General features: G+C 67.6%; 18 protein-coding genes. 9 read left to right on the top strand and 9 right to left on the bottom strand.

All coding sequences use genetic code 11. The features are described 5' to 3' along the window. The first annotated feature begins 17 nt into the window (after positions 1–17). Both tcuA and RIL96_RS05990 read left to right on the top strand, forming a co-directional pair. Entirely contained in the window at positions 18–1,490 is a 1,473-nt protein-coding gene (gene tcuA / locus RIL96_RS05995; RefSeq protein WP_310548110.1) for an FAD-dependent tricarballylate dehydrogenase TcuA, read from the top strand. Continuing rightward, positions 1,487–2,107, top strand: a complete 621-nt coding sequence (locus RIL96_RS05990) for a GntR family transcriptional regulator (protein ID WP_310548109.1) — start codon at positions 1,487–1,489, stop codon at positions 2,105–2,107. Before tcuA ends, RIL96_RS05990 begins: the two co-directional genes overlap by 4 nt. A 201-nt stretch (positions 2,108–2,308) precedes the next feature. Here RIL96_RS05990 and acnA read toward each other — a convergent pair whose 3' ends face one another. The 5 genes from acnA to dut form a co-directional block, all read right to left on the bottom strand. After that, entirely contained in the window at positions 2,309–5,005 is a 2,697-nt protein-coding gene (acnA, locus tag RIL96_RS05985) for an aconitate hydratase AcnA (RefSeq protein WP_310548108.1), read from the bottom strand. A 276-nt stretch (positions 5,006–5,281) separates the two neighbouring features. Continuing rightward, entirely contained in the window at positions 5,282–6,850 is a 1,569-nt protein-coding gene (locus tag RIL96_RS05980; RefSeq protein ID WP_310548107.1) for a class I SAM-dependent RNA methyltransferase, read from the bottom strand. Positions 6,851–6,894: 44 nt separating this feature from the next. Next, positions 6,895–7,734, bottom strand: coding sequence for a DUF3159 domain-containing protein (locus RIL96_RS05975; RefSeq protein WP_310548106.1), 840 nt, complete (start codon positions 7,732–7,734; stop codon positions 6,895–6,897). A 1-nt stretch (position 7,735) separates the two neighbouring features. Next, the gene (locus RIL96_RS05970; protein WP_310548105.1) at positions 7,736–8,563 is read right to left on the bottom strand and encodes a DUF3710 domain-containing protein; all 828 of its coding nucleotides are present in this window, start codon (positions 8,561–8,563) and stop codon (positions 7,736–7,738) included. Then, a complete protein-coding gene (dut, locus tag RIL96_RS05965; RefSeq protein WP_310548104.1) occupies positions 8,560–9,054 on the bottom strand; it encodes a dUTP diphosphatase in 495 nt (164 codons plus the stop codon). The genes RIL96_RS05970 and dut overlap by 4 nt, the downstream gene beginning before the upstream one ends. Positions 9,055–9,159: 105 nt before the next feature. Between dut and RIL96_RS05960 the strand changes: the two genes are divergently transcribed. Next, positions 9,160–9,648 carry a DUF3093 domain-containing protein gene (locus tag RIL96_RS05960; RefSeq protein ID WP_310548103.1) on the top strand — a complete coding sequence of 163 codons (489 nt, stop codon included), beginning with the start codon at positions 9,160–9,162 and terminating at the stop codon, positions 9,646–9,648. A 280-nt stretch (positions 9,649–9,928) separates the two neighbouring features. Here the strand turns inward: RIL96_RS05960 and RIL96_RS05955 are convergent, their stop codons facing one another. After that, positions 9,929–10,228, bottom strand: coding sequence for a DUF4193 domain-containing protein (locus RIL96_RS05955; RefSeq protein ID WP_310548102.1), 300 nt, complete (start codon positions 10,226–10,228; stop codon positions 9,929–9,931). 290 nt (positions 10,229–10,518) lie between these two features. On the opposite strand from RIL96_RS05955, the gene sepH reads away from it, so the two are divergent. Beyond that, positions 10,519–12,000: a septation protein SepH gene (gene sepH / locus RIL96_RS05950; protein ID WP_310548101.1), complete on the top strand. Its 1,482-nt coding sequence runs from the start codon at positions 10,519–10,521 to the stop codon at positions 11,998–12,000. A gap of 17 nt (positions 12,001–12,017) precedes the next feature. Here sepH and RIL96_RS05945 read toward each other — a convergent pair whose 3' ends face one another. After that, positions 12,018–13,247, bottom strand: a complete 1,230-nt coding sequence (locus RIL96_RS05945; protein WP_310548100.1) for an alkaline phosphatase family protein — start codon at positions 13,245–13,247, stop codon at positions 12,018–12,020. After that, the gene (locus tag RIL96_RS05940) at positions 13,244–13,864 is read right to left on the bottom strand and encodes a DUF5998 family protein (protein ID WP_310548099.1); all 621 of its coding nucleotides are present in this window, start codon (positions 13,862–13,864) and stop codon (positions 13,244–13,246) included. The genes RIL96_RS05945 and RIL96_RS05940 overlap by 4 nt, the downstream gene beginning before the upstream one ends. A gap of 141 nt (positions 13,865–14,005) precedes the next feature. Here RIL96_RS05940 and RIL96_RS05935 point away from each other — a divergent pair, with 141 nt between their 5' ends. The 4 genes from RIL96_RS05935 to RIL96_RS05920 all read left to right on the top strand — a co-directional run bounded on the left by RIL96_RS05935 (position 14,006) and on the right by RIL96_RS05920 (position 20,228). After that, positions 14,006–15,034 (top strand): 3-oxoacyl-ACP synthase III, encoded by a 1,029-nt coding sequence (locus RIL96_RS05935; RefSeq protein WP_310548098.1) that lies wholly within the window; start codon positions 14,006–14,008, stop codon positions 15,032–15,034. A 37-nt stretch (positions 15,035–15,071) separates the two neighbouring features. Next, on the top strand, positions 15,072–17,861 hold the full coding sequence (locus RIL96_RS05930) for an alpha/beta fold hydrolase (RefSeq protein ID WP_310548097.1): 2,790 nt from the start codon (positions 15,072–15,074) through the stop codon (positions 17,859–17,861). Between the two features lie 10 nt (positions 17,862–17,871). Beyond that, positions 17,872–18,897, top strand: coding sequence for an NAD-dependent epimerase/dehydratase family protein (locus RIL96_RS05925; RefSeq protein ID WP_310548096.1), 1,026 nt, complete (start codon positions 17,872–17,874; stop codon positions 18,895–18,897). Positions 18,898–19,085: 188 nt separating this feature from the next. After that, positions 19,086–20,228, top strand: coding sequence for a hypothetical protein (locus tag RIL96_RS05920; RefSeq protein WP_310548095.1), 1,143 nt, complete (start codon positions 19,086–19,088; stop codon positions 20,226–20,228). An 87-nt stretch (positions 20,229–20,315) separates the two neighbouring features. Here the strand turns inward: RIL96_RS05920 and RIL96_RS05915 are convergent, their stop codons facing one another. Then, positions 20,316–23,036 carry a bifunctional acetate--CoA ligase family protein/GNAT family N-acetyltransferase gene (locus RIL96_RS05915; protein ID WP_310548094.1) on the bottom strand — a complete coding sequence of 907 codons (2,721 nt, stop codon included), beginning with the start codon at positions 23,034–23,036 and terminating at the stop codon, positions 20,316–20,318. 249 nt (positions 23,037–23,285) lie between these two features. On the opposite strand from RIL96_RS05915, the gene RIL96_RS05910 reads away from it, so the two are divergent. Continuing rightward, complete coding sequence (locus tag RIL96_RS05910; protein ID WP_310548093.1) at positions 23,286–25,907, top strand: DNA gyrase/topoisomerase IV subunit A; 2,622 nt, start codon at positions 23,286–23,288, stop codon at positions 25,905–25,907. Positions 25,908–25,981 lie beyond the last annotated feature (74 nt).

The raw sequence follows: 25,981 nt of genomic DNA, 5'->3' as shown, positions 1-25,981 counted from the left end.
ATACCAAAGGAGTCATAATGTCGACCTACACCACAGATGTCCTGGTCATCGGCGCCGGCAATGCGGCACTGTGCGCCGCTCACGCCGCACGCGATGAGGGTAAAGAGGTCCTCGTACTGGAGGCCGCACCGCAGTCCCGCGCCGGAGGAAACAGCCTCTTCACCGCCGGTGCGACGCGGATCACCCACGAAGGACTCGAGAGCCTGGCCGATCTCATCGAAGACGATGAGCGCCACGTCCGCACCGAGGTCCCGCCCTACAGCGCCCAGGACTACGCCGATGACCTCGCCAAAGTCACCCACGGCCGGAACGACCCCCAGATGACTGCCACCTTGACGGCGAACATCGCTGAGGACATGCGGTGGCTGAAGGCCAAGGGGATGCGGTACCGCCTGATGTACGAGCGTCAGGCCTACGAACGTGCCGACGGCAGCTACCTCTTCTGGGGTGGGCTGCACGTGGGCAACGTCGACGGCGGCGAAGGGCTCATGCGCGATCACTACCGGATCGCCGCCGAGAGCGGCATCGAGATCCTCTACGGTGCCGAGGCCACCGAGCTGCTCGTCGAGGAGGGAGCCGTCGTCGGTGTCACGTTCCAGCAGGAGGGACAGAGCCACACAGCACGCGCCGCCGCCACCGTGCTGGGCTCCGGAGGTTTCGAGGCCAGCGCAGAGATGCGCGCCGAACACCTGGGCCCGGCATGGCGCCAGGCCGTGGTCCGCGGCACTCCGCACAACACCGGCACGATGCTGCGCAGCGCTCTGGCGCTGGGAGCGGCTTCCGGTGGGGACTGGAGCTCCTGCCACGCCACCCAGTGGGATGCCGGCTTCGAGGACAACGAATCCAACTACGAGGTGACCAACCGGCTCACCCGTCAGAGCTACCCTCTGGGCATCATCGTCAACCGCGATGGCCAGCGGTTCCTGGATGAGGGCGCCGACTTCCGGAACCTGACCTACGCCAAGTACGGCAAGGAGGTCCTGATGCAGCCTGGAGGCGTCGCCTGGCAGATCTTCGACGCCCGGCTGCGCCCGATGCTGCGAGCCGAAGAGTACGAAGTCCCCGGTGTCGGTGAGCACATCGCCGAGACGCCGGCGGAGCTGGCCCAGAAGGCCGGGATCGACCCCCAGGGCCTGGAGGCGACTCTCGAGGCCTTCAACAGCTCGATCCTGACCGAGCAGCAGTTCAATCCCAACATCAAGGACGGCCGCGCCGCGCGGACTGAGCCGCCGAAGTCGAACTGGGCCCATGAGATCACCCAGGCGCCCTACTACGCCTACCCGGTCACCTGCGGCATCACCTTCACCTTCGGCGGGCTCCGCGGCGATGAGCAGGCACGTGTACTACAGTCGGACGGAACCCCGATCGCCGGACTGTATGCCTGCGGTGAGGCGCTCGGAGGTCTGTTCAGTGACAACTACCCCGGAGGATCCGGTCTGGCAGCCGGAATCGTCTTCGGGCGGATTGCAGGGCGGTACGCAGCGTCGTGACGAAACAGTCTCAGGTCGACCACGTCTACGAGCAGGTGCGTGCGCAGATTCTCGACGGTTCGCTGGCCCAAGGCTACGACCTCAACGAGCGCACAGTCGCCGAGCTTGTCGGCACCTCCCGCACTCCGGTGCGGGAGGCGGTTGCCCGACTGGTCAAAGACGGCCTGGCCGAACGCGAGAGCAATCGGCGTACCCGGGTCACTGTCTGGGACGACGAGCGTGTCGGCCAGCTCTACGAGATCCGCTCGCTGCTCGAAGCCGAAGCATGCCGCCTGGCCGCGATGCGTCGCAGTGAGAACGCCGTCCTGCGGCTTGAAGAGGCGCTGGAGCAGCAGCGCAGGCTCGACAGCGCCTCTCCCTTAGCGCGTCGGGACCTGAACTACGAGTTCCACCACGAGATCTGGCAGGCCAGCGCCAACCCATTCCTCGTGGAGGCCAACACCAAATACGGGGTGCAGTCGATGTGCCTGACACCGACCACCCTGCGCTCCGACGAACGGTGGGCCGCCTCGTTGGAAGAGCACAGTGCCTTGGTCGGACATATCGCCGGGCACCGCGCTGAGGAGGCCTCAGCCCTGATGCGTTCCCATCTGGAGTCCGCCCTGCGGCAGCGCTGACGTCTCCGAGCACCAGCCACATGGAGATCCACCGATGAGTGAGGCCCCCTCCCCGTATACGGGGAGGGGGCCTCACTCATCGACTTCACCCTCATCGACTCCATCAGCACCGCAGCAGGTATAGACCGGCAGCGTGAGCCTCAGCTGGGAGGACCAGCGGTGTGGGGCGCGCACTTGAGTGCGCGGCCCACACCGAGGCGATCAGGCGACCAGCTGGCGCAGCACGTACTGGAGGATGCCGCCGTTGCGGTAGTAGTCGGCTTCTCCGGGGGTGTCGATGCGCAGCACAGCCTCGAAGGTCACGGTCTGGCCGTCGTCCTTGGTCGCGGTGACGGTGACCGTCTTCGGGGTGGTGCCCTCATTGAGCTGGGTCACGCCCTGGATGTCGAAGACCTCGAAGCCGGTCAGGCCCAGGGTCTCTGCGGACTCACCCTCGGGGTACTGCAGCGGCAGCACACCCATACCGATGAGGTTCGAGCGGTGGATGCGCTCGAAGGACTCCGCGATGACCGCCTGCACACCCAGCAGCTTGGTGCCCTTCGCCGCCCAGTCACGGGAGGAACCGGAACCGTACTCCTTACCGCCGAGGACGACCAGCGGGGTGCCCTGCTCACGGTAGTTCTCCGCGGCGTCGTAGACGTAGGCCTGCGGGGCGCCCTCCTGGGTGAAGTCGCGGGTGAAGCCGCCCTCCACGCCGTCGAGCAGCTGGTTACGGATACGGATGTTGGCGAAGGTGCCGCGGATCATGACCTCGTGGTTCCCGCGGCGTGAGCCGTAGGAGTTGAAGTTCTTCCGCTCCACACCGTTCTCCAGCAGGTATCGGCCCGCCGGAGTGTCGGACTTGAAGGCACCGGCTGGTGAGATGTGGTCAGTGGTCACCGAATCGCCCAGCTTCAGCAGCACCCGGGCACCGGTGACGTCCTCAACCGGGGCCGGCTCCATGGACATCCCGTCGAAGTACGGGGCCTTGCGCACATAGGTCGAGTTCTCGTCCCAGGCGAAGGTCGATCCCTCGGGGGTGTTCAGCTCCTGCCACCGGTAGTCACCGTCGAAGACGGTGTCGTACTTGGAGGTGAACATCTCAGTGTCGATGGAGGCATCGATGATGCGCTGCACCTCGGCCGGGTCCGGCCAGATGTCCCGCAGGTAGACGTCCTGACCCTCGGAGTCCTGACCCAGCGGGTCATTCTCGAAGTCGAAGTCCATCGTCCCAGCCAGCGCGTAGGCGACCACCAGCGGCGGGGAGGCCAGGTAGTTCATCTTCACATCCGGGTTGATACGACCCTCGAAGTTCCGGTTACCCGAGAGCACCGAGGTCACCGCGAGATCATTGTCCTGAATCGTCTGGGAGATCTCCGACTCCAACGGACCGGAGTTACCGATGCAGGTGGTGCAGCCGTAGCCGACCACGTAGAAGCCCAGCTGCTCCAGGTAGGGAATCAGCCCTGACTTCTCGTAGTAGTCGGTGACGACCTTCGAACCCGGCGCCACAGAGGTCTTCACCCAGGGCTTGTTCTGCAGGCCCTTCTCCACCGCATTGCGGGCCAGCACCGCAGCGGCCAACATCACGTTCGGGTTCGAGGTGTTGGTACAGGAGGTGATCGAGGCGATCGAGACCGCACCGTGATCCAGCTCGAACTCCCGGCCGTCCTCCATGGTCACATTCACCGGCTTGGTGGGACGGCCCACCTCACCCGAGGAGTCCTCGGAGTAGTTGTGGATGTCCTTGCGGAACTGCTCCTTCGAGTCCGAGAGCTCGATGAGGTCCTGCGGACGCTTCGGACCGGAGATCGAGGGCACCACCGTGGAGAGGTCCAGCTCCAGGTACTCCGAGAACCGCAGCTCACGGGAGGGGTCATGCCACATGCCCTGCTCCTTGGCGTAGGCCTCCACCAGCGCCAGCTGCTCCTCAGTGCGCCCGGTCAGACGCAGGTAATCGATGGTGACATCATCGATCGGGAACATCGCCGCAGTGGAGCCGAACTCCGGAGACATGTTCCCGATGGTCGCACGGTTGGCCAGCGGCACCGCGGCCACACCCTCGCCGTAGAACTCGACGAACTTACCGACCACCCCGTGGGCACGCAGCATATTCGTGATGGTCAGCACCACATCGGTCGCAGTCGCACCCGAAGGAATCTCACCGGTGAGCTTGAAACCGACCACACGCGGGATCAGCATCGAGATCGGCTGCCCCAGCATCGCCGCCTCGGCCTCGATCCCGCCGACACCCCAGCCCAGCACGCCCAGGCCGTTCTCCATCGTGGTGTGAGAGTCAGTGCCCACGCAGGTGTCCGGATAGGCCCGCAGCACCCCGTCGACCTCACGGGTCATCACCGTGCGCGCCAGGTGCTCGATGTTGACCTGGTGGACGATCCCCATCCCCGGAGGCACGACCTTGAAGTCGTCGAAGGCCGTCTGGCCCCAACGCAGGAACTGGTAGCGCTCCTCGTTGCGCTGATACTCGATGTCCATGTTCCGCTCGATCGCGTCATGGTTGCCGAAGGAATCGATCTGCACCGAGTGGTCGATCACCAGCTCGGCAGGAGCCAGCGGGTTGATCCGGTCCGGATCCCCGCCGAGGTCCGAGACGGCCTCACGCATCGTGGCCAGGTCCACCACACAGGGCACACCGGTGAAGTCCTGCATCAGGACACGGCCCGGGGTGAACTGGATCTCAGTATCAGGCTCAGCGGTCTCATCCCACTGCCCCAGGGCGGCGATGCCCTCAGCAGTGACGTTCGCCCCATCTTCGTGGCGCAGAAGGTTCTCCAACAGGACCTTCAGACTGTAGGGAAGGGACTCGTATCCCTCGACGGTATTGAGGCGGAAGATTTCATAGTCGGCGCCGTCGACGTTGAGTACGCCTTTTGCGCCGAAGCTGTCCACAGTGCTCACGTGGGACTCCTCTTTCGTTGCCGGACAGACGATGCCCCTGCGGTGCGTGCCGCACGGACACCAGGCTCTGATATGGGTGCCGCTCAGGGTGAGCCCGCCGAAGTCCACCGGCTCCGGCGGCGGGGTGTTCCGGTGCGGGACCACCTGATCCTGCCGCGCGAGTATGGAGCCATCGGACTCCAGCTGGGGCAACCGCCTCAGCGTTCAGAGCCGTGACGCACACCATCCTACTCGGTCACAGCCCACCGGTTCCGCGCGTGTCGTGCGTGATCACGTTCACCGTTCGAAGACTGCCACCGACTCCATGTGATGAGTGTTGGGGTAGAGATCGAGAATACGCAGGTCACGGAACTGCCAACCGCGGCGCAGCAGCTCAGCGGCGTCCCGGGCGAAGGAGGCCGGATCGCAGGAGACATAGACGATGCGCCGCGGGGCGGCCTCGTCGATGCCGGCGATCACCCGGGCGCCGGCACCGGCACGGGGCGGGTCCAGCAGCACCACGTCGTGTCCCGGCAGCTCGGCGAGCATATGCTCCACCGGGCTCTGCCGCAGTATGACCCGGTCATCGCCGTGGAAATACTCCGCCGCGGAGGCTGCCGAAGCCCCGGCGGCTTCGACCGAGAGCACCCGACCGCCGGCTCCGACGCGATCCGCGGCCCAGGCGGTGAACAGCCCTGCCCCGGCATAGAGGTCGGCCACCGACTCACCGCCCTGCAGCGGCGCCAGAGATTCCACCGTCTGCACCAAGGCCTCGGGCGCGCTCCGGTGGATCTGCCAGAACGATTCGGGCCGAAGCGCCAACACACCTCCGCCATGTCTCGCACCCCCGCCCTGCCCGGCGGGAAGGGGCTCAGCGACGCTCCTGGGCCCGGCGAGGAGAGTGGGAGGTTGCTGCGGTGCGGACTGCCCCTCGGTGCTGCGCTTTCTGCCCTGAGCTCGCGCGCGGCCACGCCGTCCCGTCCGTGGGCCTCGAGGAGAGCGAGAACGCGGAGCCGCTGCCGGTGGAGCCAGCAGCACTGTGCCCAGCCGTTCATCCTCCTGGGCCATCGCCACCAGCCGCTCGGTGAGATCGCTGTGGGCGGAGTCTCCCCTGTCCGCAGCCGCCGGTCGCACGACCAGCGCCAACGGTGCCTGCGCCCCGGCAGCGATGACGTCCACCGTCTGCGCCCCGGTGAAGTCCTGTCTGAACAGTGCCGAGCTGTTGATGGCCTGCACCGCCAGAGGCATCCCGCGCAGCTCGATCAGCTCGTGGCTGCGGTGAGGGGTCATGCACAGCGCACCAGCGCCATTGACGGCGAAGCTGACCCGTGTGCGCCAGTGCATTCCCGTGGTCGAGTCCGCGGCAGCATCCCTTCGGCCGCGGTGGCGGGCGTAGTCGTCAGGGTCTGCCACATGCAGCTCCCCCTCGCTCAGCGCTCCGGTCGAGGCGACCTCGTGGACGGAGATGCCGCCCACCCGCTGCAGGGTGTCCCGGAATACCTGGGCTTTGGTCCAGCGTTGATGCTGATCGGTCATATGCCCGTACTCAGCCCCACCCACCGGCAGACGATCAGCCTGATAGGCGCGCAGGGCATCGGCCAGCTTCCAGACATGACGACGCCGGTGCTCCGAGGGCTCAAGCACAGCGATGACATCACCGCGCCAGAACTTCGCCGACGCCTGGGGATCCTGTACCCGCACCCGGACGCGCTCCCCTGGCACCGCGTGGCGCACGAAGATCACACGGCCCTCATGGCGGGCCACACAGTGACCTCCGTGGGCCATCGGTCCGACCGTGACCTCGAACTCTTCCGGGTGCTCCGCGGCTGAGTCTGTCGCGGCTGTGTCTGTCGCAGCTGAACCCATCGCAGCTGAGCCCGCGCGCGCCCGGCGAGGAGGATCAGCCGGAGTCATGAGAGCCCGTCACGGCGGTCAGTCGCGGCGGCCTCACCGTCGAGCACATCCTGACGGGCGGCGTCCTGCGCCCCAGGATCACCCAGGGCCTCGGGGCGGGTGATCATCCAGGCCACCCAGAGTGCCAAGCCGTAGAGCGGCAGGCCCATCACCAGTCGAGCGGTGCCCAAGGCGACGAGCGCATCGGCGAGGTAGAGCGGAACCTGGACCGCCAGGCGGGCCGCCAGCACGGCGGTGACGATCCAGGTGGCCAGCCCGTAGCGCCGCACACGCAGCGGTTCCTGACGCCAGGTGACACCCTCACCGCGGACCAGTCCGAAGAGCAGGCCGATGAGCGGCCAGCGCACCAGGATCGAGAGGACGAACGCCACGATATACGCAGCATTGGTCACGAAGCCCCAGAGATAGAAGTCCCGCGCCTGACCCGTCTGACCTGCGACCACCGCACAGAGGACGATCGCGGCGAGGCCGGAGAGCGACTGCACCAGCGGACCCCGCTGCACCAGCCGCAGCACGGCGAAGACTCCACCGATCCCCACAGCGACCACTGCCGCCGGGAGGATCTGTTGGGTGATCACGAAGACCACGAGGAACGCCGCCGTCGGCAAGGAGGCCTCCAGCAGTCCCCGCAGACCGCCCAACGACTGCATCACATCCAGCGAGCCGTCCTCCCGCGCATAGACGCCCGAAGCCGCGCGCGAGAACGCGGAGTCCGCCGGACCCGATGCCGGTGCTGGTTCGGGTGCTGATTCACGTGCTGGTTCAGCTGCCGATCCGGAGGCCGTTCCCTGAGGAGAATCGTCCGGTGACTGCGGAGGCTGGGCGTCTGCCGTCATCTCAGAGGTTCCGTTCCTCGACCGCCTCGTCCGAGGTGCCCTGGGCGGGATCGACCCTCGGTGCGTCCTGCGTCCGTTCGGGCCGCTGGCGTGCACGGACCACACGTTTGGCACCCTCCGGCTGGCGCAGCGGCAGGAGTTCACGCGGGGGCATCGGGTCCGTCCCTCTTTCCACCACGAGCCGGGAGAACAGGTCCTCCACAGCTGCGGCGGCCTGCGGATCGATGGCGCCGCGCCCTCCGATGACTCCGCGCAGGAACCACCGCGGACCTTCAGCGCCGATGAACCGCGCCACCCGCCACCCGGAGCGGCCCTCCTTCAAAGTAGTGGGTACACGAGCCACGACCTCCGTGCCGAAGGGCCCGTCCACCTCGCGGGCGCGGCCCTTCTGGGCGGTGATCGACTCCTTGATCTGTTCGCGCACCTCATCCCAGGTGCCACCCGATTTCGGCGCGGAGAAGGGCTGGATCTGAATGCTGGCCTGCTCAGCGGAGATGGTCAGGGCGATGACCCGCCGCGTGCGCTGATCGACGTCCAGCCGCACTTTCTGGTCTTTGGTCATCGGCACCTTCAGCGCACCGAAATCCAGGTGCCCCTTGGAGACGTCGACATCGGCCACGTCATAGGGGCCCGCACCAGAGACGGCGGGCCGGGCCGGGGACGTCTGGGCGGCGTTGTTCTCGCCGCTCTGCTCAGCGTCCTTCCCAGCGTCCTTCCCGGCGTCCTGCGCGGTGGCCTGCTCAGTGCCGGATTCCTCCTGCGCCAGCCGTTCACTGATCGTCGCCGGCGCCGGTGTCTGCCCGGTCTTCTTCCGTCGTCCGAAGATCATGCTTCCTCCTGCGATGACTGGCTGTTCTGGCCTGCTGCCCCCGAGGTCCCGGTGGAGCCGAAGCCGCCCTCACCGCGGGGGCTGTCCTCGAGTTCGTCCACGACGACGAACTCGGCCTGCGCCACACGCTGGATCACCAGCTGGGCGATACGGTCTCCGCGATGGAACTGCACCTGAGCGTGCGGGTCGAAGTTGATCAGACACACCTTGATCTCACCGCGGTATCCAGCGTCGATCGTCCCCGGCGCGTTGACCAGCCCGACCCCATGCCGCACCGCCAGTCCACTGCGCGGGTGGACCAGCCCGACCCATCCCAGCGGCAGGGCCAGGGCCACTCCGGTGGGCACCAGTCGACGCTCCCCGGGGCCCAGGACGAAGTCCTCAGCGCTGACGAGGTCAGCCCCGGCATCACCCGGATGGGCATAGCCGGGCACCGGGAGATCGGGGGCCACTCGGCGCAGCGGGATGCGCAGAGTCTCAGGAGGGGTCATGTTCAGCTCCGCTCGATGAGGGTCCTCAAGTCCGTGATGGTCGCCCAGCTGCCTCAGCGGCACGGCGAGCGACGTGTCCGAGTCTACGCATTCATGAGACCCTGGATGACTATGACGACTCGCCCTGACAGCCATTCCGAGAAGCTCTGGCCCGCCTGGTGGATCTGGACCGCGGGGACGCTTATCGGTGCCTCCGTCTCCCTGATGTTCTTCCCGATCGACGCGGTCTTCGGGTTCCTCGCCATGGCGGTGGGGATCGCTCTGGTGCTGTTCGCGCTGGTCGTCACCACACCGCGGCTGACCGTCACGGCCGATCGACTCACGGTGGGACGCGCGCAGATCGAGATCGCGCATATCGGCCATGTGGTCGCTCACCGCGGTGACGCCGCCAGGGAACAGCTGGGACCGGGCCTCGATGCCCGCTCCTACCGGTGCATCCGGGGCTGGATCGACCCGGTGGTGACCGCGGAGATCACCGATCCCCAGGATGCGACCCCCTACTGGCTCTTCTCGACCCGCCACCCCCAGCGCGTCTTAGACGTCCTCGGCTCCTCCGAGCCGATCCGAGATGCCGGCGCGTCCCTCACCGGCTGAACCAGTAACGGCTGAGCCAGCGCCGGCTCATGCCAGTACCGGCCGACGCTGTACCGGACAACCCCGTACCGGACGAGCGAGCCCGGGTGCAGGACGATGACGTCACCACGGTAGAGACAGCGACCACAGCAGAGACTGTTCGGGGGACCCTTCGACGTCGAAGGGTCCCCCGAACAGTCTCTGAGGGTGTCAGTCCTATGAGATTCTCTTCAGACGAGGCAGCCGGTGGGGCTGGCGCGGATCTGCCTCAGCGGCGTCGCCGGCGACTGCCCCACCTGGTTCAGGCCTCGCAGTCTGCGCAGTAGAGCAGACCGTTCTCCTCACGGGCAACCTGCGAGCGATGCCGGACCAGGAAACAGGATGAGCAGGTGAACTCATCAGACTGGGCTGGCAGCACCCGCACCTGCAGCTCCTCATCGGATAAGTCCGCTCCGGGAAGTTCGAAGCCCTCGGCCGCCTCCGCCTCGTCCTCATCCACCACGGAGGACTGATGGTTCGGCTGGCGGTTCTTCAACTCCTCGATGGAGTCTTCGCTGACGTCGTCGTCGTTCTTCCGCGGGGCATCGTAATCAGTGGCCATTCGTCGCTCCACACTCCGCTTGTGTTGGGATCGGGACACGCGCCGAGAACGCTGATCGTCAGGCCGCAGAGGCCGTCCTCAGACAAGGGATCGCGCGCGTGGTGTCGCACAGATTGTGCCGTATCGGACCCGCTGCACAAAATCCGCTCGCCGCCGGATCAGCTCAGGGCGTAGTACAGCCCAGCTGCTGCGACGCAGAACCCGGCGAATCACCAGCCGAATCACCAGCACAGGGCGGTCACGGGCTAGAGTGAGCCTGAGGAACCAGACCGCGAACGAGGACTGTATTGATGAAGCAGCTCAGGCTGACCGGTGTGCGCACTGAGAACGGGGACAAGCACCTGGACCTCGTCGATGACGAGGAGAACACCTACACACTTGCTCTGGATGAGACGGTGCGCGCGGCTGTGTCCCGCCCGGCCCCACCCGCAGCACGCAGGCCCCAGGCCTCGGCCTCCCGGCGTGCCCCGATGTCCCCGCGGGATGTCCAGGAGCGGATCCGCGCCGGTGCCACGGTGGAGGAGATGATCGAGATCTCCGGGCTGGACCCCGCACACGTCGAGCACTATGCCGGTCCGGTCCACGCCGAGCGTTTCCACATCGCTCAGCGCGCCCGGGACACCCAGGTGGCTGCGGCCTCCACCGCGGAACAGCACCGCCTGGCCTTCGGTGATTCTGCCGCCACCCTCGAGGCGATGGTGCGGGTGCGCCTGCGTGCGCTGGGCTCTGACACCTCACAGCTGAGCTGGGATGCCTGGCGCCGTGAGGACGGTCAATGGCAGCTGGCCTGCTGGTTCGATGCCCCGGAAGACCCGGACATGGCCGCTGAGCTGGACTCTCCGGCCCAGTGGGTGTTCCACGCCGCGACCCGTCATCTGGTGCCGGACACTCCCACAGCCCAGCGGCTCCACACCCTTCCCTCCCGGCCGGAGACACCGCGCCGACGTCGCCTGACACCGGTGGACGGCCCCTTCGACGTCGAGGAGGCCGACACCGGGACAGCCCCCTCCCACCAGTTCCCTCCGGGCGGGGCCGACTCGCCGCGTGCGATCAAGGACACGAGCAAGAACCCGAACAAGAGCACGAACGAGGGCCATGGCACTGGTGAGGACACGGCTGACAGCGCCGCCGACGACGAGACCGCCAGCAGCACCGGCTCCTCCCCCGCCGCTGGCCCTCAGCAGGGCGCCACGCGCTCTGATGCGGTCACCTCGCTGACTCCGCGCCGTGGCACCCAGAAACGGGGGCAGAAGGGGTCCCAGAAGGGAGCGCCGAAGAACTCCCCGCACACCGGCGCCGCCAACGGGCGGTCCGAGTACTCGGACCAGGAGGGAGCCGAGCATGAGGATCTGCTCGATATCCTGCGCGCCCGTCGGGGGCGGCGCCTGGGTGCCGATGAGGAGTCTGACGACAAACTCGCGCTGATGCTCACCCGTGACGAGCAGCCCGCTGAGCCGAACCGTCCCCAGCTCAGCGCTGTGGACCATAGCGCTGTGGACCACGGCACGGATGTGACGGACACTGCCGATTCCGAGGAGACCGACGCCTGGGGCTTCAGCTACGCGGAGAACGGCGAGGACCTCAGCGACGAAGACCTCAACGACGAGGTCGCAGACGGTGCCGAGGGCGCCCAGGAGAATGCTGACGGTGAGGGCGTCACCGATGACGACGGGCCGGAGGCTCCGCCGAAGCCGCAGCCCAAGGGAGGCCGGGCCCGGCGGCCCAGCATGCCCCGGTGGGATGACATCCTCTTCGGCTCCCGAGAGGACTGAACTGCAGGGCCGAGATCTCAGCTGCCGCTGAGCTCCTGACCACTGAGCACCAGCAGCGGAACCTCACGCTCGGCGTCGGTCAATGAACCGTGATGGCCGACCATTCCCAGCGGTCCCGCACCGGTGCGTGAGGTGTCGAAGAGGGCGCGTCCGCCGTGCTGGGCGATCAGCAGATCACCGATCCGCCCGCTCACCCGTGGCTCGACGGCGCCGAACCATCCCTCCTCCACGGCCTCATCGCGGCTGCGGATCCAGGCCTGGTCACCGAAGCGCTCCTCCCAGCGCCGTCGCAGCGCCGAGACCCCGCTCTCGGTGAGCGTGTGGTCAAGGGTCAGCTGCATGAGCCGGGGCTCACCGGCGGTATGTGCGACGCCGTCGAGCAGCTCCGGGGTCTCGGCGACGTCGAGACGCTGCTGCGGGTCGACGTCGATCATCCCGTGGTCTGCGGTGAGCAGCACTGAAGCGCTGTCACCGAAACGCTGACGCAGCCGCCGGCACAGCTGCTCCAGTTCACGGTCCACCGTTTCCAAGGCCTCCACCCATTGCGGGGAGTCAGTCCCATAACGGTGCCCGGCCTTATCGAGCTCATCGACATAGAGATACATCAGCACCGGGGTGGCCGCGCCCTGCCGCGCGCCTCCGCGCACGGGCCTCAGCGCCGCGATCCGCTCCTCAGCGCGGAGAAACCGCGCCCGCAGGCCCTCGGCACCGAGGAACTCACCGCCCCAGAGCGCCGCACGTGTCAGCTGTGAGGTCCGGAAGCCCGGGCGTGAGACCGTCACCACGGTGGCACCGGCCTGTTCGGCGCGGGTGAGCACTGTGGCGTGGGGCTGCCACTGGTGCGGATCGACGTCCTCATCCCAGCTGCCGAGCATATTGACCACACGATCATGCGCCGGTGAGTAGACGTCATAGCCGACCAGTCCGTGCTCCCCGGGAGTGCGCCCCGTGCCGAGGCAGGCCAGGGAGTTCGCCGTCGTCGTCGGCACCGCCGCATCCAGCACGGCGGCCGATCTCCCGCTGCGCCAGGCCTTGGAAAGGAAGCGGGCATGACCAGAATGCCGAGCGATCAACTGATCCCCCAGCCCATCGGCCATGACCACCACGACGATCTCCGCCGTCGGCAGCCCCAGCCGGTTCTCGAACCCGTGCAGCCCGGCCGAGGCGGCGGCAGAGCTGAGCACATGGCGCAGATGCTGGCCGTCATAGTCCACCGGCCGCGGGGCGGCGAGCTGAGCAGCGGTCATCGCGCCTGCCGGATCCCCGCCCGTCGCAGCGCCCGGACGAAGCTGCGCGCCTCATCCACCGCGGTGTCACCTTCAGCGGTGGCGGCGATCCGCAGCATGATGTCATCAGGCACCCAGGTGCCGTTGTCTCCGTGGTCGGCGATGCATTCGGGGTCTGCGCACTGCGCCGGTGCCGTCTCGAAGCGCCCGGCACCGGTCCAATGGATCGTCAGGCTCACCTCGGCCAAAGCCCGCTGCGGATCGAAGGTCTCAGGGCTGCGGTGCACCTCGGAGAGGATCAGCGATCGGATGCGGGAGACCGGGACCACTTCGGTGGAGATCCTGGCCACCGTGTCCCCGTTTCTGGTGTCCACGACCTCATCGGCTTCGACGTCGTGGTCATCGAGATGCGCCACCACTAGCACGTCATCGGCCAGCGCCAGGACGGTGATGTGCCGCTGCACCTCCTCCATGTCGAAGTGGGTATCGACGTGGACGATCTGATGCGTGGCCTCCCGGCCGTCGAGGGCCTCACGGACCGTATGCAGGGTCAGATCCGGATAGAACCCGCCACGTGATATCGCCGCCTCGAGGGAGGACGGGGCATCCTGCTTCGCTGGGTCGCGCCTGAAGGTCATCCTCCTATGCTAAACGCTGTTCCCCGCCGCGCACCGGGGCGGGTGTCATGGGTGGGTGTCATGGACGGGTGTCCTGAGAACTCGCTGCGCGGGGCAGCGCTCGGATTCGCCGGTGCTCCAGATCTGCGAGATACTGGTCCGGTGCCAGGAAATGCCACCTTTCACCATCGCAACGCCGCCCTGCTCTCCGTCGCTGAGGTGCAGGCCCCCGTTCAGCTGACCTCGAAGGACATCGACGCCCGGCTCGCCGAGGCGCTGAAGCGGCTGAAGCTGCCGAAGGGACTCCTCCAGCGGGTTGCCGGTGTGAAGACCCGACGCAATTGGGCCGACGACGACGGGAACCGGCGCGGTACCGTCGAGGCGGCACGCAAGGCGCTGCACGCCGCCGGCATCGGTCCGGAGGACGTCTCACTGATGATCAACACCTCCGTCTCCCGGGATCACCTGGAACCCTCAGTGGCGGTGGGCATCCATTCGGATCTCGGACTGCCGTCCTCAGCGATGAACTTCGACATCACCAACGCCTGCCTCGGCTTCGTCAACGCGATGACACTGGCGTCATCGATGATCGACGCCGGTCAGGCCAAGTACGTGCTGATCGTCAACGGCGAGGACGCCCGCAAGGTGCAGGACGCCACCGTCGAGCGCATCAATTCGCTGGAGTCGATGCCTTCACGCGACGATTTCATGAAGGAGTTCGCCTCCCTGACCTTGGGCTGCGGGGCAGCCGCCGGCGTCGTCGGACCCGCTGACCTGCACCCCGAGGGCCACCGCATCCACGGCGGTGTGGTCCGGGCCGCGACGCAGCACCATAACCTGTGCGTCGGGTCCAACGAGGGCATGTTCACCGACGCCCGCGGGCTGCTGGAGGGCGGCCTGGAGCTGGTGATGGATGCCTGGAATGAGGCGCAGGAGCATTTCGACTGGCAGAACATGGACGCCTATGTCACCCATCAGGTCTCCTCGCTGCACACCTCGGCCATCATCAAGGCGGCGAAGATCGATAAGCGCCGCGTGCCGGTGACCTACCCGGAGCTGGGCAATGTCGGCCCGGCCTCGCTGCCGATCACGCTGGCCCGGGAGGCCGAGAACCTGTCCGCCGGAGACCGGGTGCTGTGCCTGGGCGTGGGCTCCGGCCTGAACACGGCGCTTCTGGAGATCGAGTGGTGAACCGGAGTCGGATCATGAGTCGGGACGTGGTCAATCGATGAGCGCACCGAGCTTCGCCCAACGGGCGCAGGCACTGCTGCGGCGCCCGCAACGGCCGATCGACGCAGAGCCGCCGCGTCTGCCCAGCGACGATTCCGGCGACCCCCTACCTGGTCTGAACCCGCAGTGGTCGCGGCTGGTCACGGTGGAGGTCGCCGATGGCCCTCGGGGCTTCCACGTACTGGACACCGGGCCCGCGCTGGCCGCCCGCGGTCTTGGGGTCCGCGGGACGCTCATCGCCGTGCACGGCAATCCGACCTGGTCCTATCTCTGGCGCCACGTCATCTCCGCGACCCTGGAACAGGCGGAGCGTGCGGGCGCCGGGTGGCGCGTCATCGCCCCGGACCAACTGGATATGGGCTTCTCCGAACGGCTAGCCCACTCCGCCCCACCTCGTCCGGGCCGCACCGACGGCTCCACGGAAGCCTCCTACCGCACATTGGATCAGCGGTTGGACGATCTCGATGCCGTGATCAGCGCGCTGGATGTCGATCAGACCCGACCGCTGATCACCCTGGGCCACGATTGGGGCGGGGTGATCTCGCTGGGCTGGGCGGTGCGTCATGCTGACATCGTCGATGCCGTCACCACCTTGAACACGGCCGTGGATCACCCCACCGATGAGCCGGTTCCCGCCGCCCTTCGTGCCGCATTGATCCCCGGGGTGCTCGAGACCTCGACCATCGAGACCCCGAGTTTCTTGGACGTCACCCTCTCACTGACCGACGGTGGCCTGCCCGCTGAGGTACGCGAGGCCTACCGCCTGCCCTACCGGACCAGGTCCCGCCGTGGGGGGATCGGTGGTTTCGTGGCCGATATTCCCGCCACCGCCGACCACCTCTCCCGTGCCGCCCTCGAGGAGATATCCTCCGGGCTGAGCCGGTGGCAGGACCCGGCGCTGATCATCTGGGGACCCCGTGACCCGGTGTTCCAGGAGCGGCATCTGGAGGATCTCCAGCAGCGGATTCCCGCGGCGGATCTCCACCGGTTCGAAGGGGCTGGGCACATGCTCGCCGAAGACAGCGAGGTCTCCTCGGTACTGCTCACCTGGCTCGATGACCGCTTCCCCGCAGAGCACACCAGCCCCGCCGCCCCGCGGCGCTCCCCCGCCCCGGCGGGCGAGGTGCTGGGTATGCATGAACAGCTCCAGCGGATGAGCGCTGAGCATCCCGACGCCCCCGCCGTGGTGGACATGACCTCCGAGGGCACCGCTCTGAGTTGGGCGGAGCTCGCCACGGAGATCGACGCCGTCGCCTGTGGACTCTTCGAGTTGGGGGTCTGCTCCGGGGATCGGGTCTCGCTGCTGGTGCAGCCGGGCAATGATCTCACCGTCATCCTCTACGCCTGCCTGCGGCTGGGGGCCGTCGGCGTCGTCGCCGATGCGGGCCTGGGGCTGAAGGGGATGACGCGGGCGGTCCGCAGTGCCCGGCCGGACTGGGTCATCGGAGAGAAGCCGGGGCTGGGTGTGGCGCGGTCGCTGCGGTGGCCGGGTCAGCGGATCTCCGTGGATCGGATGGACGGCGCGGCCGCTGCGCTCTTCGGCACCGTCGCCTCGATCGAGGCGCTGCGTGCAAGCCACCGGGGCCGCCGCCCCGACGAGGTACCTGCACCCGGTCCGGATGATGAGGCCGCGGTACTGTTCACCTCAGGCTCCACCGGGCCGGCGAAGGGCGTAGTTTACACCCACGCGCGGCTCGGGGCGCTGGTGGCTCTGCTGCGCCGGCAGTTCGCCGTGGAAGCTGGCTCCTCGCTGATCGCCGGTTTCGCACCCTTCGCCCTGCTGGGCCCGGCCATCGGGGCGACGTCGGTGACACCTGATATGTCGGTCACCAAGCCGGCCACGCTCACTGCCGCCGCCGTGGCTGAGGCAGCCCAGGCCGGTCAGGCCACCATGTTCTTCGGCTCACCGGCCGCACTGCGCAACGTCGCGGCGACGGCCGACGAGCTCAGCGCAGCACAGCGCCGAAGCCTCGAGGCGCTGACGCTGGTGCTCTCCGCTGGCGCGCCAGTGCACCCGGACCTGCTGGAATCAGTGCACCGGCTCTTTCCCTCCGCGGAGATCCACACCCCCTATGGCATGACCGAGGGGCTGCTTCAGGCCGATATCGAACGCCGCGAGATCCTTGACGCCATGACCTCCGGGCAGCCCGGGGTGTGCGTGGGACGTCCGGTCGCGGGGGTGCGCTTCGCGCTGGCTCCGCTGGATGCCCAGGGGGCACCGGCCGATCAGCTGGTGGATCCGGCTGATGCCACCGGAGTGCTTGCCGAGATCGTGGTCTCCGCCGCGCATCTGAAAGCAGGGTATGACCGGCTGTGGGCGACCGAACGCGCCAGCAGCCGGGACACCCACGACGGTCTGCTGTGGCACCGCACCAACGACGTCGGTCATATCGATGGCTCCGGACGGCTCTGGATCCAGGGGCGTGTGCAGCATGTCATCACCACTGCTGCGGGGCCGATCGGTCCCGGCACTGTGGAAACACCGGTGGACGGCCTGGCCGAAGTCGGCCGGAGTGCCGCCGTCGGTGTGGGACCGGCCGGCGCGCAAGCCGTGGTGGTCGTCGTCGAACCTGATGAGGGGGTCGGTGGGCTCCAGGCCGGTCGGACTCCGATGGCTGACCCGGAGTTCGCGGCTCGAGTCCGCGGAGCAGTCTCCGTTCCGGTGGCCGCAGTGCTCATTCTGGAGCAGCTGCCGACTGACATCCGGCACAACTCGAAGATCGACCGAAGCCGTCTGGCCCAGTGGTCTGAGAGTGTGCTGGCCGGCAGGAGGCCGAGGACACCATGAGGAGGACACCATGAGCGAGACCCAGGAAATCCTCCCCGGCGCCCGCGTGCTGCTCACCGGAGCCTCCGGGCTGCTCGGGCGTTCGGTGGCGAAAGGGTTGGTCGAGCTGGGCTATCGGGTGACCACCCTGCAGCGCAGTGCCTCTGAGGTCGACGGGGCCACTGATGTGCGCGGCTCGCTGAACGACCCTGACGCGGTGGCCGCCGCCGTCAACGGTCAGGATGCTGTGATCCATATGGCGGCGAAGGTCTCGGTCTCCGGACGTCGTGAGGATTTCGAGCGGGTGAACGTCGAAGGCACTCGGGCGATCTTCGACGCTGCCGAGGCCGCCGGGGTCCGCCGGGTGCTGCACGTGTCATCGCCGTCCACGGCCCATGCCGGCTCCTCACTGGTGGGTGAGGGGGCGGGTCCGGCGGATCCGGAGCGCGCCGAAGGTCATTATGCCCAGACCAAGGCGGCCGCCGAACTGCTGGCTGAGGATCGTGCGCGCACGGCCTTCGACGGGGCGGGGATGGATGTGCTGATCATCCGCCCGCATCTGGTGTGGGGACCGGGTGACACCCAGCTGACCACACGGATCGTTGATCGTGCCCGCTCCGGGCGGATGCCCATCTTGGGTTCCGGGGCTGCGTTGGTGGATACGCTCTACATCGACAATGCCGTCGATGCCTTCGTCGCAGGGCTGCGCCGTCTGCCGCTGATCGCCGGTCAGCGCCTGGTGCTCACCAATGGGGAGCCCCGGCCGATCGGTGAGCTGATCATGGGGATCGCCGCCGCCGGTGGTGCCCCGCGGCCTCGGCTGCGGATTCCGCCCGGAGTGGCGAAGGTCCTCGGGCTGGCGGTGGAGAAGATCTGGGCACTCGGCGAGCATGAGGATGAGCCTCCGATGACGAAGTTCCTAGCCGAACAGCTCTCGACGGCGCATTGGTTCGATCAGCGTGAGACCCGTACCGCTCTGGACTGGGAACCGGCGGTGAGCATCGACGAGGGGCTCGAGCGTCTGGCCGCCCACGTCCGCACCACCGGCTCCGTCTGACCCACTGCACGTTTATCCGAATCCTCTGGGGAATCCGGCTGCCCGTGGGGACGGATAACTGAAGCAGTCCGGATTTTTGTGGGTGGGAGTCTTCCACACCTGCCGTGAGCAGCGGTGAGGGGCCTCCGTTGTCCACAGTTCCCTCCGAAGGGCTCGTGTCCCTGCTTCATCGGCCTGAAAGTGGAGGCATGACATCTGCCCCCGCTGGATCTCACACCCTGCCTCCGCACGCACCGCAGAACGGCACTATCGCACTGCACCGTGCCGGCCCGCGCGACGACGACGTCCATACCGGCACCGCATACGCCGAGCGAGTCCGCCGGGGTGAGGCAGTGCGGCTGCGCCGCGGCGTCTACACCTCCGCACAGTCGTGGAAGGACGCGGCTCCCTGGCAACGACACGCTGCCGCCGTCGCTGCGACGGCGCTGCAGCATCCCACAGGCATCTTCTGCCGTGAGTCGGCACTGCTGCTCCACAGTGTGCCCCTGCTGCACACGCCGGCGGCCGTTCATCTGCGCACCTATGACCGCACCGTGGTGGGGACCCGTCCAGCACCTCCACCCTTCGGGCGCAGCCCGGGCCCTTCGGCACGGGAGACGGTGCCCGACGGCGTGCCCACGCGGCTCATCGAACCCGCCCGCTACAAAGGGCACCGCCGCGATGAGCTGAGACGACGCATCGGCGACGGCGAGTGGGAGAACCCCTCGACGTCGTTGCCCGCAGAGACGCTTCCGGGGATCTCCGGTGTGGAGAGGCCCTACCACGTCGAGCCCCTGGGGTTGGCTGCCGCTGATACCGTCCCCCGGCTCACTGTGACAGATGCCGTGGTCATCCTCGATTCCCTGCTGGCCGGGCGTTGCCGGGGTGGACCCTGGAACATGGCGCAGCTGCGCCGATGGGAGACCCACATCAGTTCCACACGCCTGATGAACCGGTGGTCGCAGGCACTGGCTCTCGCCGATGCACGCGCCGAATCGGTCGGCGAGAGCGTGCTTCGGATACGCATGCATCAGCTGGGGTTTCAGCCGCCGGCGCTGCAGAGCCTCATCAGCACCGGTGAGCGCACCTATCGGGTGGACTTCGAGTGGCGGGAGGCCGGCGTCGTCGTCGAATTCGATGGGCGGGTCAAATACCGGACCCCTCGTGCCGATAGCCCTGGTGTCCCCGACGCCGGGGTGGGTTCCGCGCCGGAGCAGACGGTGTGGGCGAAGAAGCTGCGAGAGGATGCGATCCGCAGCACAGGCCGCAGAGTGGTGCGTGTGGTGTGGTCGGACCTCGTCGACCGCTCCCGTCTGGAACGTCTGCTGCTCGCTGCAGGTATCCCCCGCTGAGCCACAGCACGTTTATCCGAATCCTCTGCAGAATCCGTCCCTTATAGAGACCGGATCACGCAGAGGATTCGGATAAACGTGGGTGGGTCAGTATTGGAAGAGGGCGCGACGGGCAGAGTCGGTGCGCTGTTCGTAGTCGGCGATCTCGATCCGGACGTGGAGCATATTCGTTCCCTCCGCCGAGGCCAGCAGCGGAGCGACCTCCAAAAGCGCCACCTGCGGATGGTTGTCCTTGAGCATCGCGATGCGCTGCAGCGTATCCTCCAGCGCATCCATATCGACACCGGGAATCCCCTGGTGACCCTGCAGCTTCACCGCGGCACGCGGCCGCCGGATCAGCCGACGCAGGTCCTTGTCCGTCATGGGCGGCACGGCATGGGCCCAGTCATCGAGCAGATCCACCGCATCACCGGAGATCCCGAAGGACAGCACCGGCCCCATCAGCGGGTCCTCGATGGCCCGTACCATACACCCCTGACCCGGTGGGGCCATCGCCTGGACCTCAAGCCCCGAGGCGCCGTAGCGAGCGAGATCCGCGCGCATATCCTGCACCGCACGGCGCAGCATCTGCTCATCTGTGATGCTCAGCCGCACCCCGCCCAGATCCAGGCGATGCCGCAGGTAATCGTTTCTCGCCTTCAGCGCCACCGGATATCCCAGGGTCTGTGCGGCATCGACGGCCTCGTCCTCCGTCTCGAAACCCACCGACGGCAGCACAGACATCCCGTAGAGCTCCAGAAGCTGGCTGCTCTGTTCCGCCGTCAACCGTTGCAGCTGTGTCCCCGAGGTCGCGGTCAGCCACCGGTCCAACAGTTCGTCAGCCTGCTTCTGCACCGCCGAGGCCTCCAGCCCGGCCGGAATGAACGGTTCCCCCACTCCGCCCTGACGCCACCGCTGATAGCGCACGACGGCGGACAGCGCCTCCACCGACCGCGCCGGTGAGGAGAACACGGGGATCCCCGGCTGAGGTTCCCCTGTCTGCTCCACCGCTGCGGCGTCGCCGATGTAGTTCAACGGTGCCCGGGGATCGAGCACACCGATTAGGGAGACCACCACCGGCTTGCCCCCGGCACGGGCCACCTGCGCCAATGTGGGCATCCATTCGGGCATATCACCGGTGATCGAGGGCTGCAGGCAGACCGCTACGGCGTCGACGTCCTCTGCGGCGGCCACCTCTGCCAGCGCCTTCTCCAAGGCCGCCGTCGCCTCACGCCGTGTGCCTTCGAGGTCCAAGTCACCGTCGATCCGGGTGGCACGCATCCCGTGCGAATCCGCCGCATCGGCAAGCACCCGCGCCAGGGAGGGCGCATTGGCGAGCACGCCCAGCCGGTGTCCCTCCGGCAAGGGTTGCGTGGCCAGAATCTGCAGCACATCCATCAGGGCGTCGTGGTTGTCCACCTGGATGACCCCGGAGTGCTCCAGCATCGAGTCCACTGCACCTTGCGGGGCACGGGTGGTGCGCACCTCATGGCCCGGTGGCAGCCGCCGACCCATCACATCGGACTTGGCGACCACCACCGGTGTGCTGCGGGAGAGCCGACGGGCGATCCGAGAGAACTTCCTGGGATTGCCGAAGCTCTCCAGATACACTCCGACGGCGGCGGTGGCCTCGTCATCTTCGAAATACTGCATGGCGTCATTGCCTGAGAGGTCCGCACGGTTGCCCACGGACAGTGCCGAGCTCAGACCCATCGACCGCCGATGCGCCGCAGCCACCAGGGAGACGCCGATCGAGGCGGATTGGCTGAACAGCCCGACACGGCCGCGCAGGGGCATCTTCGGTGAGAGTGAGGCGTTCAGCGATACCTCAGGGGCGGTGTTGAGCAGTCCCACAGAGGCCGGCCCGATCACCCGCATCCCGTACCGGCGGGCCAGCCGCACCAGCCCCCGCTGGTCGATGCCCTCCTCCGAGGCTGACTCCAGGCCGTCGGAGAACACGAGAATCCCGCGCACACCATGGCGTCCGCAGTCGGCGACGACACTTTCGAGCTCAGCGCGGGGCACTGCCACGACGGCGAGGTCGACGTCCTCCCCCAACTCTTCGAGTGAGCCGAAGGCCTCAGCGCCGCCGACCTCGAAGGCCTCCGGATTGATCGAGCGCACACCGCCGGTGAAATGCCCTTCGACGATGTTCTGCAGCACGTGGTATCCCACTGAGCCGAACTCCCGGGAGGCGCCGATGACGGCGACGTGCTCCGGAGCCACCAGCTCGCCGACGCTGCGGGCCTCGGCACGGTGTTCACGCGATTCCATGACCTCACGGGACCGGTCCGTCGGGTCGATGGGGAATTCCAGCAGCACCACACCGTCCTCGAAGCGGCGCTGGACCTCGTACCCGGCCTCGGAGAAGACCACGAGCATCTTCCGGTTCTCCGGCAGCACCTCCGCGCTGAAACGTTCGATGCCACGTTCCCGCCCGGCGGCGGCCAGGTGTTCCAACAGGATGGATCCGAGTCCGCGCCCCTGATGGGCGTCGGAGATATTGAAGGCGACCTCCGCCTCTGCCGTCCCTTCGAGGCGGTCGAACCGGCCGACGCCGATGATCTCTTCGTCGAGCAGGATCACGAAGGCCACCCGGTCCACGTAGTCCACATCGGTGAAGCGCTGCAGCTCCTTCTCGGTCAGCGCGGACTTATAGGTGAAGTAGCGCAGGTAGATGGAGGACTCCGACTGCCCGGCGTGCATCCGTTGCAGCCGGTCGGCATCTTCGATGCTGATCGGGCGCAGGTGGGCGGCCGCACCGTCGCGCAGCACGACATCGGCCTCCCAATGTGCGGGGTAGCCCCGGGACGGGGTGAGGCGTGCCATAGTCTCACTCTAGGTCATCTCTGCCGGGCCGCCGAGCCCTCAGTGCCGCCGGGCCCGTCCTCCTCACGACCCGGTCGAGGCAGCCCAAATCCCGCCATTGTCGTGGTGCTGGCCCTAGGATCGGGGACGGACCCGGCACGTCGGGCCCCGCCCAAGACACCCGACACACCGAGTGACCGGCCCACCTGCACGGGGCGGTCCAGGCCCTTGACCATCCCCCGACACCTGTGAGGACCGCCGGCACCTGCTATGGCTCGACGTACTACCTCTTCGCGCTCCCGCTCCGGAGATCAGCCTCCGGTGACCCCGGAGGAGCAGATCATCGACATCGACGTCTCCGCTGAGATGGAGACCTCGTTCCTCGAATATGCCTACTCGGTGATCTACTCCCGCGCTCTGCCCGACGCCCGGGACGGTCTGAAGCCGGTGCAGCGGCGGATCCTGTACATGATGTCGCAGATGGGGCTGCGGCCTGACCGCGGGCATGTGAAGTCCGCCCGTGTGGTCGGTGAGGTGATGGGTAAGCTTCATCCGCACGGCGACGCGGCGATCTATGACGCTCTGGTGCGGCTGGCTCAGCCGTTCTCGCTGCGGCTGCCCCTGGTGGATGGGCACGGCAACTTCGGCTCACTCGACGACGGCCCGGCCGCGCCGCGCTACACCGAAGCGCGCATGACTGCCGCAGCGCTGTCCATGACGGCTGATCTCGATGAGGACGTCGTCGATTTCGAGCCCAACTATGACAACCAGATGACCCAGCCGACGGTGCTCCCGGCGGCCTTCCCGAATCTGCTGGTCAACGGCAGCTCCGGCATCGCCGTCGGGATGGCGACGAATATGGCACCGCATAATCTGCGCGAAGTGGTCGCCGGAGCCAAGCATCTGGTGATGAATCCGCAGGCGGATCTCGACGAGCTGATGTCCTTTATCCCGGGCCCTGATCTGCCCTCGGGCGGGCGCATCGTGGGCACCGACGGGATCCGTGATGCATACCGCACCGGACGCGGCTCCTTCAAGACCCGCGCCACAGTCTCGATCGAGCAGGTCTCGGCGCGGCGCACCGGGATCGTGGTGACCGAGCTGCCCTATATGGTGGGCCCCGAGAAGGTCATCGAGAAGATCAAAGACGCCGTGCAGGCCAAGAAGCTCACCGGCATCGCCGACGTCCTCGACCTCACCGACCGCAAGCACGGCCTGCGCATGGTCATCGAACTGAAGACCGGCTTCGACCCGAAGGCAGTGCTCGCCCAGCTCTACCGGCTCACCCCGATGGAGGACTCTTTCGGGATCAACAACGTCGCCCTGGTGGACGGCCAGCCTCGGGTCATGGGGCTGGTGGAGATGCTGCAGGTCTACGTGGACCACCGCATCGACGTGGTCCGGCGCCGCACGACGTTCCGGCTGAGTAAGCGCCGGGAACGGCTGCACCTGGTCGAAGGGCTGCTGATCGCGATCCTAGACATCGACGACGTCATCCAGATCGTCCGGGCCGCCGAGGACACCGCGACCGCGCGCGAACGGCTCATCGCCGTCTTCGACCTCACCGTCCCCCAGGCTGACCACATCCTGGAGCTGCGTCTGCGGCAGCTGACGCGGTATTCGACCTTGGAGCTGGAGCAGGAGAAGCAGCGGCTCGAAGAGGAGATCGCCGAGCTGGCCGCCATCCTGGATTCTGAGACGAAGCTGCGCGAGACGGTGGCCGCAGAGCTCGATGCCGTGGCTGAGGCCCACGGCGACGACCGCCGGACCCAGCTGGCCGAGGCCGAGACCCTGGAGACAGCTGCGGCGCCGAAGGGCGGGACCACCGAGACACCGGCGGCAGGCCTGCAGATCGCTGATGAGCCGTGCTGGGTGCTGCTCTCGACCTCCGGGCAGCTGGCGAGGACGACGGACCGTTCGGCGCTGCTGAGCCCGAGCCGCCGCCATCGCCATGATGCGCTGGCCTCGGTGGTGGCCACCTCGGCGCGGGCGGAGATCGGCGCGGTGACCTCCGCCGGGCGCATGATCCGTGTGCCGGTGGTGGATATGCCGGCAGTTGAGGTGACCTCGGGGCGGGTGGCGCTGACCCAGGGAGCGAAGGTCAAGGAGTTTCTGTCCCTGGCCCGCGGGGAGACTCTGCTGGGCTTCGTCCCGCTGGATGCGGTCCTGGCCGTGGGCACGGCTGAGGGCCGGGTCAAGCGGGTGAACCCGGAGTATCCGCTGAACCGTGATGAGTGGGAGATCATCTCCCTGAAGGGCAAGGACAGGGTGGTCGGCGTCGACGTCGCCGCAGATGACGCTGATCAGCTGGTCTTCGTGACCGCTGGTGCCCAGCTGCTGCGCTATGACGCGGCCCTGGTGCGCCCGCAGGGTCGCTCGGCGGCCGGGATGGCGGGGATACGGCTCTCCGAGGGTGACCAGGTGCTCGGCTTCACGGTGGTCCCCGCGGCAGATGCCGACGAGTCCGCCGAGCCGGGTGCGGCAGTGGTCGTCACGGTGGCCGCAGGGGACGAACCGCTGGAGGGCTTCGAGTCTGGCTCGGTGAAGCTGACGGATCTGCAGGAGTTTCCCGCCAAGGGGCGGGGCACTGCCGGTGTACGGGCGCATCGGCTGCTGCGGGGCGAGGATCGGCTCACCCTCGGCTGGGCGGGTTCGGCCCCGGCGATGGGGGCAGCGGCCAACGGTGCGGCTCGTGTGCTGCCCAGTGAGTGGGGTCGCCGTGACGGCTCCGGGGTGCCGGTGGACCGCGCGGTGGATGCGGTGGCCTCCGACGTCGAGGGGCTCGTCCGTGCCGCATTGGGGCATCAGGAGTCCACGCAGACTCGGGGCGCCGAGTCTGCTCAGGGTGCCAAGGGCACCGCGCACACCGATGACGCGGGCGCCGAGATCTGAGATCTGCGTTACTACCGGCCGAGGTGCCTCAAGTCAAGTTGCCCGCGAAATGATTCCCGTGCCTCACATAGGAA

It is taken from the genome of Nesterenkonia aerolata (assembly GCF_031470965.1).
In the GTDB taxonomy this organism is placed as follows: Bacteria; Actinomycetota; Actinomycetes; order Actinomycetales; family Micrococcaceae; genus Nesterenkonia; species Nesterenkonia aerolata.
This window is presented reverse-complemented; position numbering and strand designations above follow the sequence as displayed.

What these genes read in the sequence shown, in the direction of transcription:
- tcuA (WP_310548110.1), top strand. Translation starts at nt 18, where the DNA reads ATGTCGACCTACACCACAGATGTCCTGGTCATCGGCGCCGGCAATGCG.
- RIL96_RS05980 (WP_310548107.1), bottom strand. Translation starts at nt 6,850, where the DNA reads ATGGGTTCAGCTGCGACAGACACAGCCGCGACAGACTCAGCCGCGGAG.
- RIL96_RS05975 (WP_310548106.1), bottom strand. Translation starts at nt 7,734, where the DNA reads ATGACGGCAGACGCCCAGCCTCCGCAGTCACCGGACGATTCTCCTCAG.
- RIL96_RS05970 (WP_310548105.1), bottom strand. Translation starts at nt 8,563, where the DNA reads ATGATCTTCGGACGACGGAAGAAGACCGGGCAGACACCGGCGCCGGCG.
- dut (WP_310548104.1), bottom strand. Translation starts at nt 9,054, where the DNA reads ATGACCCCTCCTGAGACTCTGCGCATCCCGCTGCGCCGAGTGGCCCCC.
- RIL96_RS05960 (WP_310548103.1), top strand. Translation starts at nt 9,160, where the DNA reads ATGACTATGACGACTCGCCCTGACAGCCATTCCGAGAAGCTCTGGCCC.
- RIL96_RS05955 (WP_310548102.1), bottom strand. Translation starts at nt 10,228, where the DNA reads ATGGCCACTGATTACGATGCCCCGCGGAAGAACGACGACGACGTCAGC.
- sepH (WP_310548101.1), top strand. Translation starts at nt 10,519, where the DNA reads ATGAAGCAGCTCAGGCTGACCGGTGTGCGCACTGAGAACGGGGACAAG.
- RIL96_RS05945 (WP_310548100.1), bottom strand. Translation starts at nt 13,247, where the DNA reads ATGACCGCTGCTCAGCTCGCCGCCCCGCGGCCGGTGGACTATGACGGC.
- RIL96_RS05940 (WP_310548099.1), bottom strand. Translation starts at nt 13,864, where the DNA reads ATGACCTTCAGGCGCGACCCAGCGAAGCAGGATGCCCCGTCCTCCCTC.
- RIL96_RS05930 (WP_310548097.1), top strand. Translation starts at nt 15,072, where the DNA reads ATGAGCGCACCGAGCTTCGCCCAACGGGCGCAGGCACTGCTGCGGCGC.
- RIL96_RS05925 (WP_310548096.1), top strand. Translation starts at nt 17,872, where the DNA reads ATGAGCGAGACCCAGGAAATCCTCCCCGGCGCCCGCGTGCTGCTCACC.
- RIL96_RS05920 (WP_310548095.1), top strand. Translation starts at nt 19,086, where the DNA reads ATGACATCTGCCCCCGCTGGATCTCACACCCTGCCTCCGCACGCACCG.
- RIL96_RS05915 (WP_310548094.1), bottom strand. Translation starts at nt 23,036, where the DNA reads ATGGCACGCCTCACCCCGTCCCGGGGCTACCCCGCACATTGGGAGGCC.
- RIL96_RS05910 (WP_310548093.1), top strand. Translation starts at nt 23,286, where the DNA reads ATGGCTCGACGTACTACCTCTTCGCGCTCCCGCTCCGGAGATCAGCCT.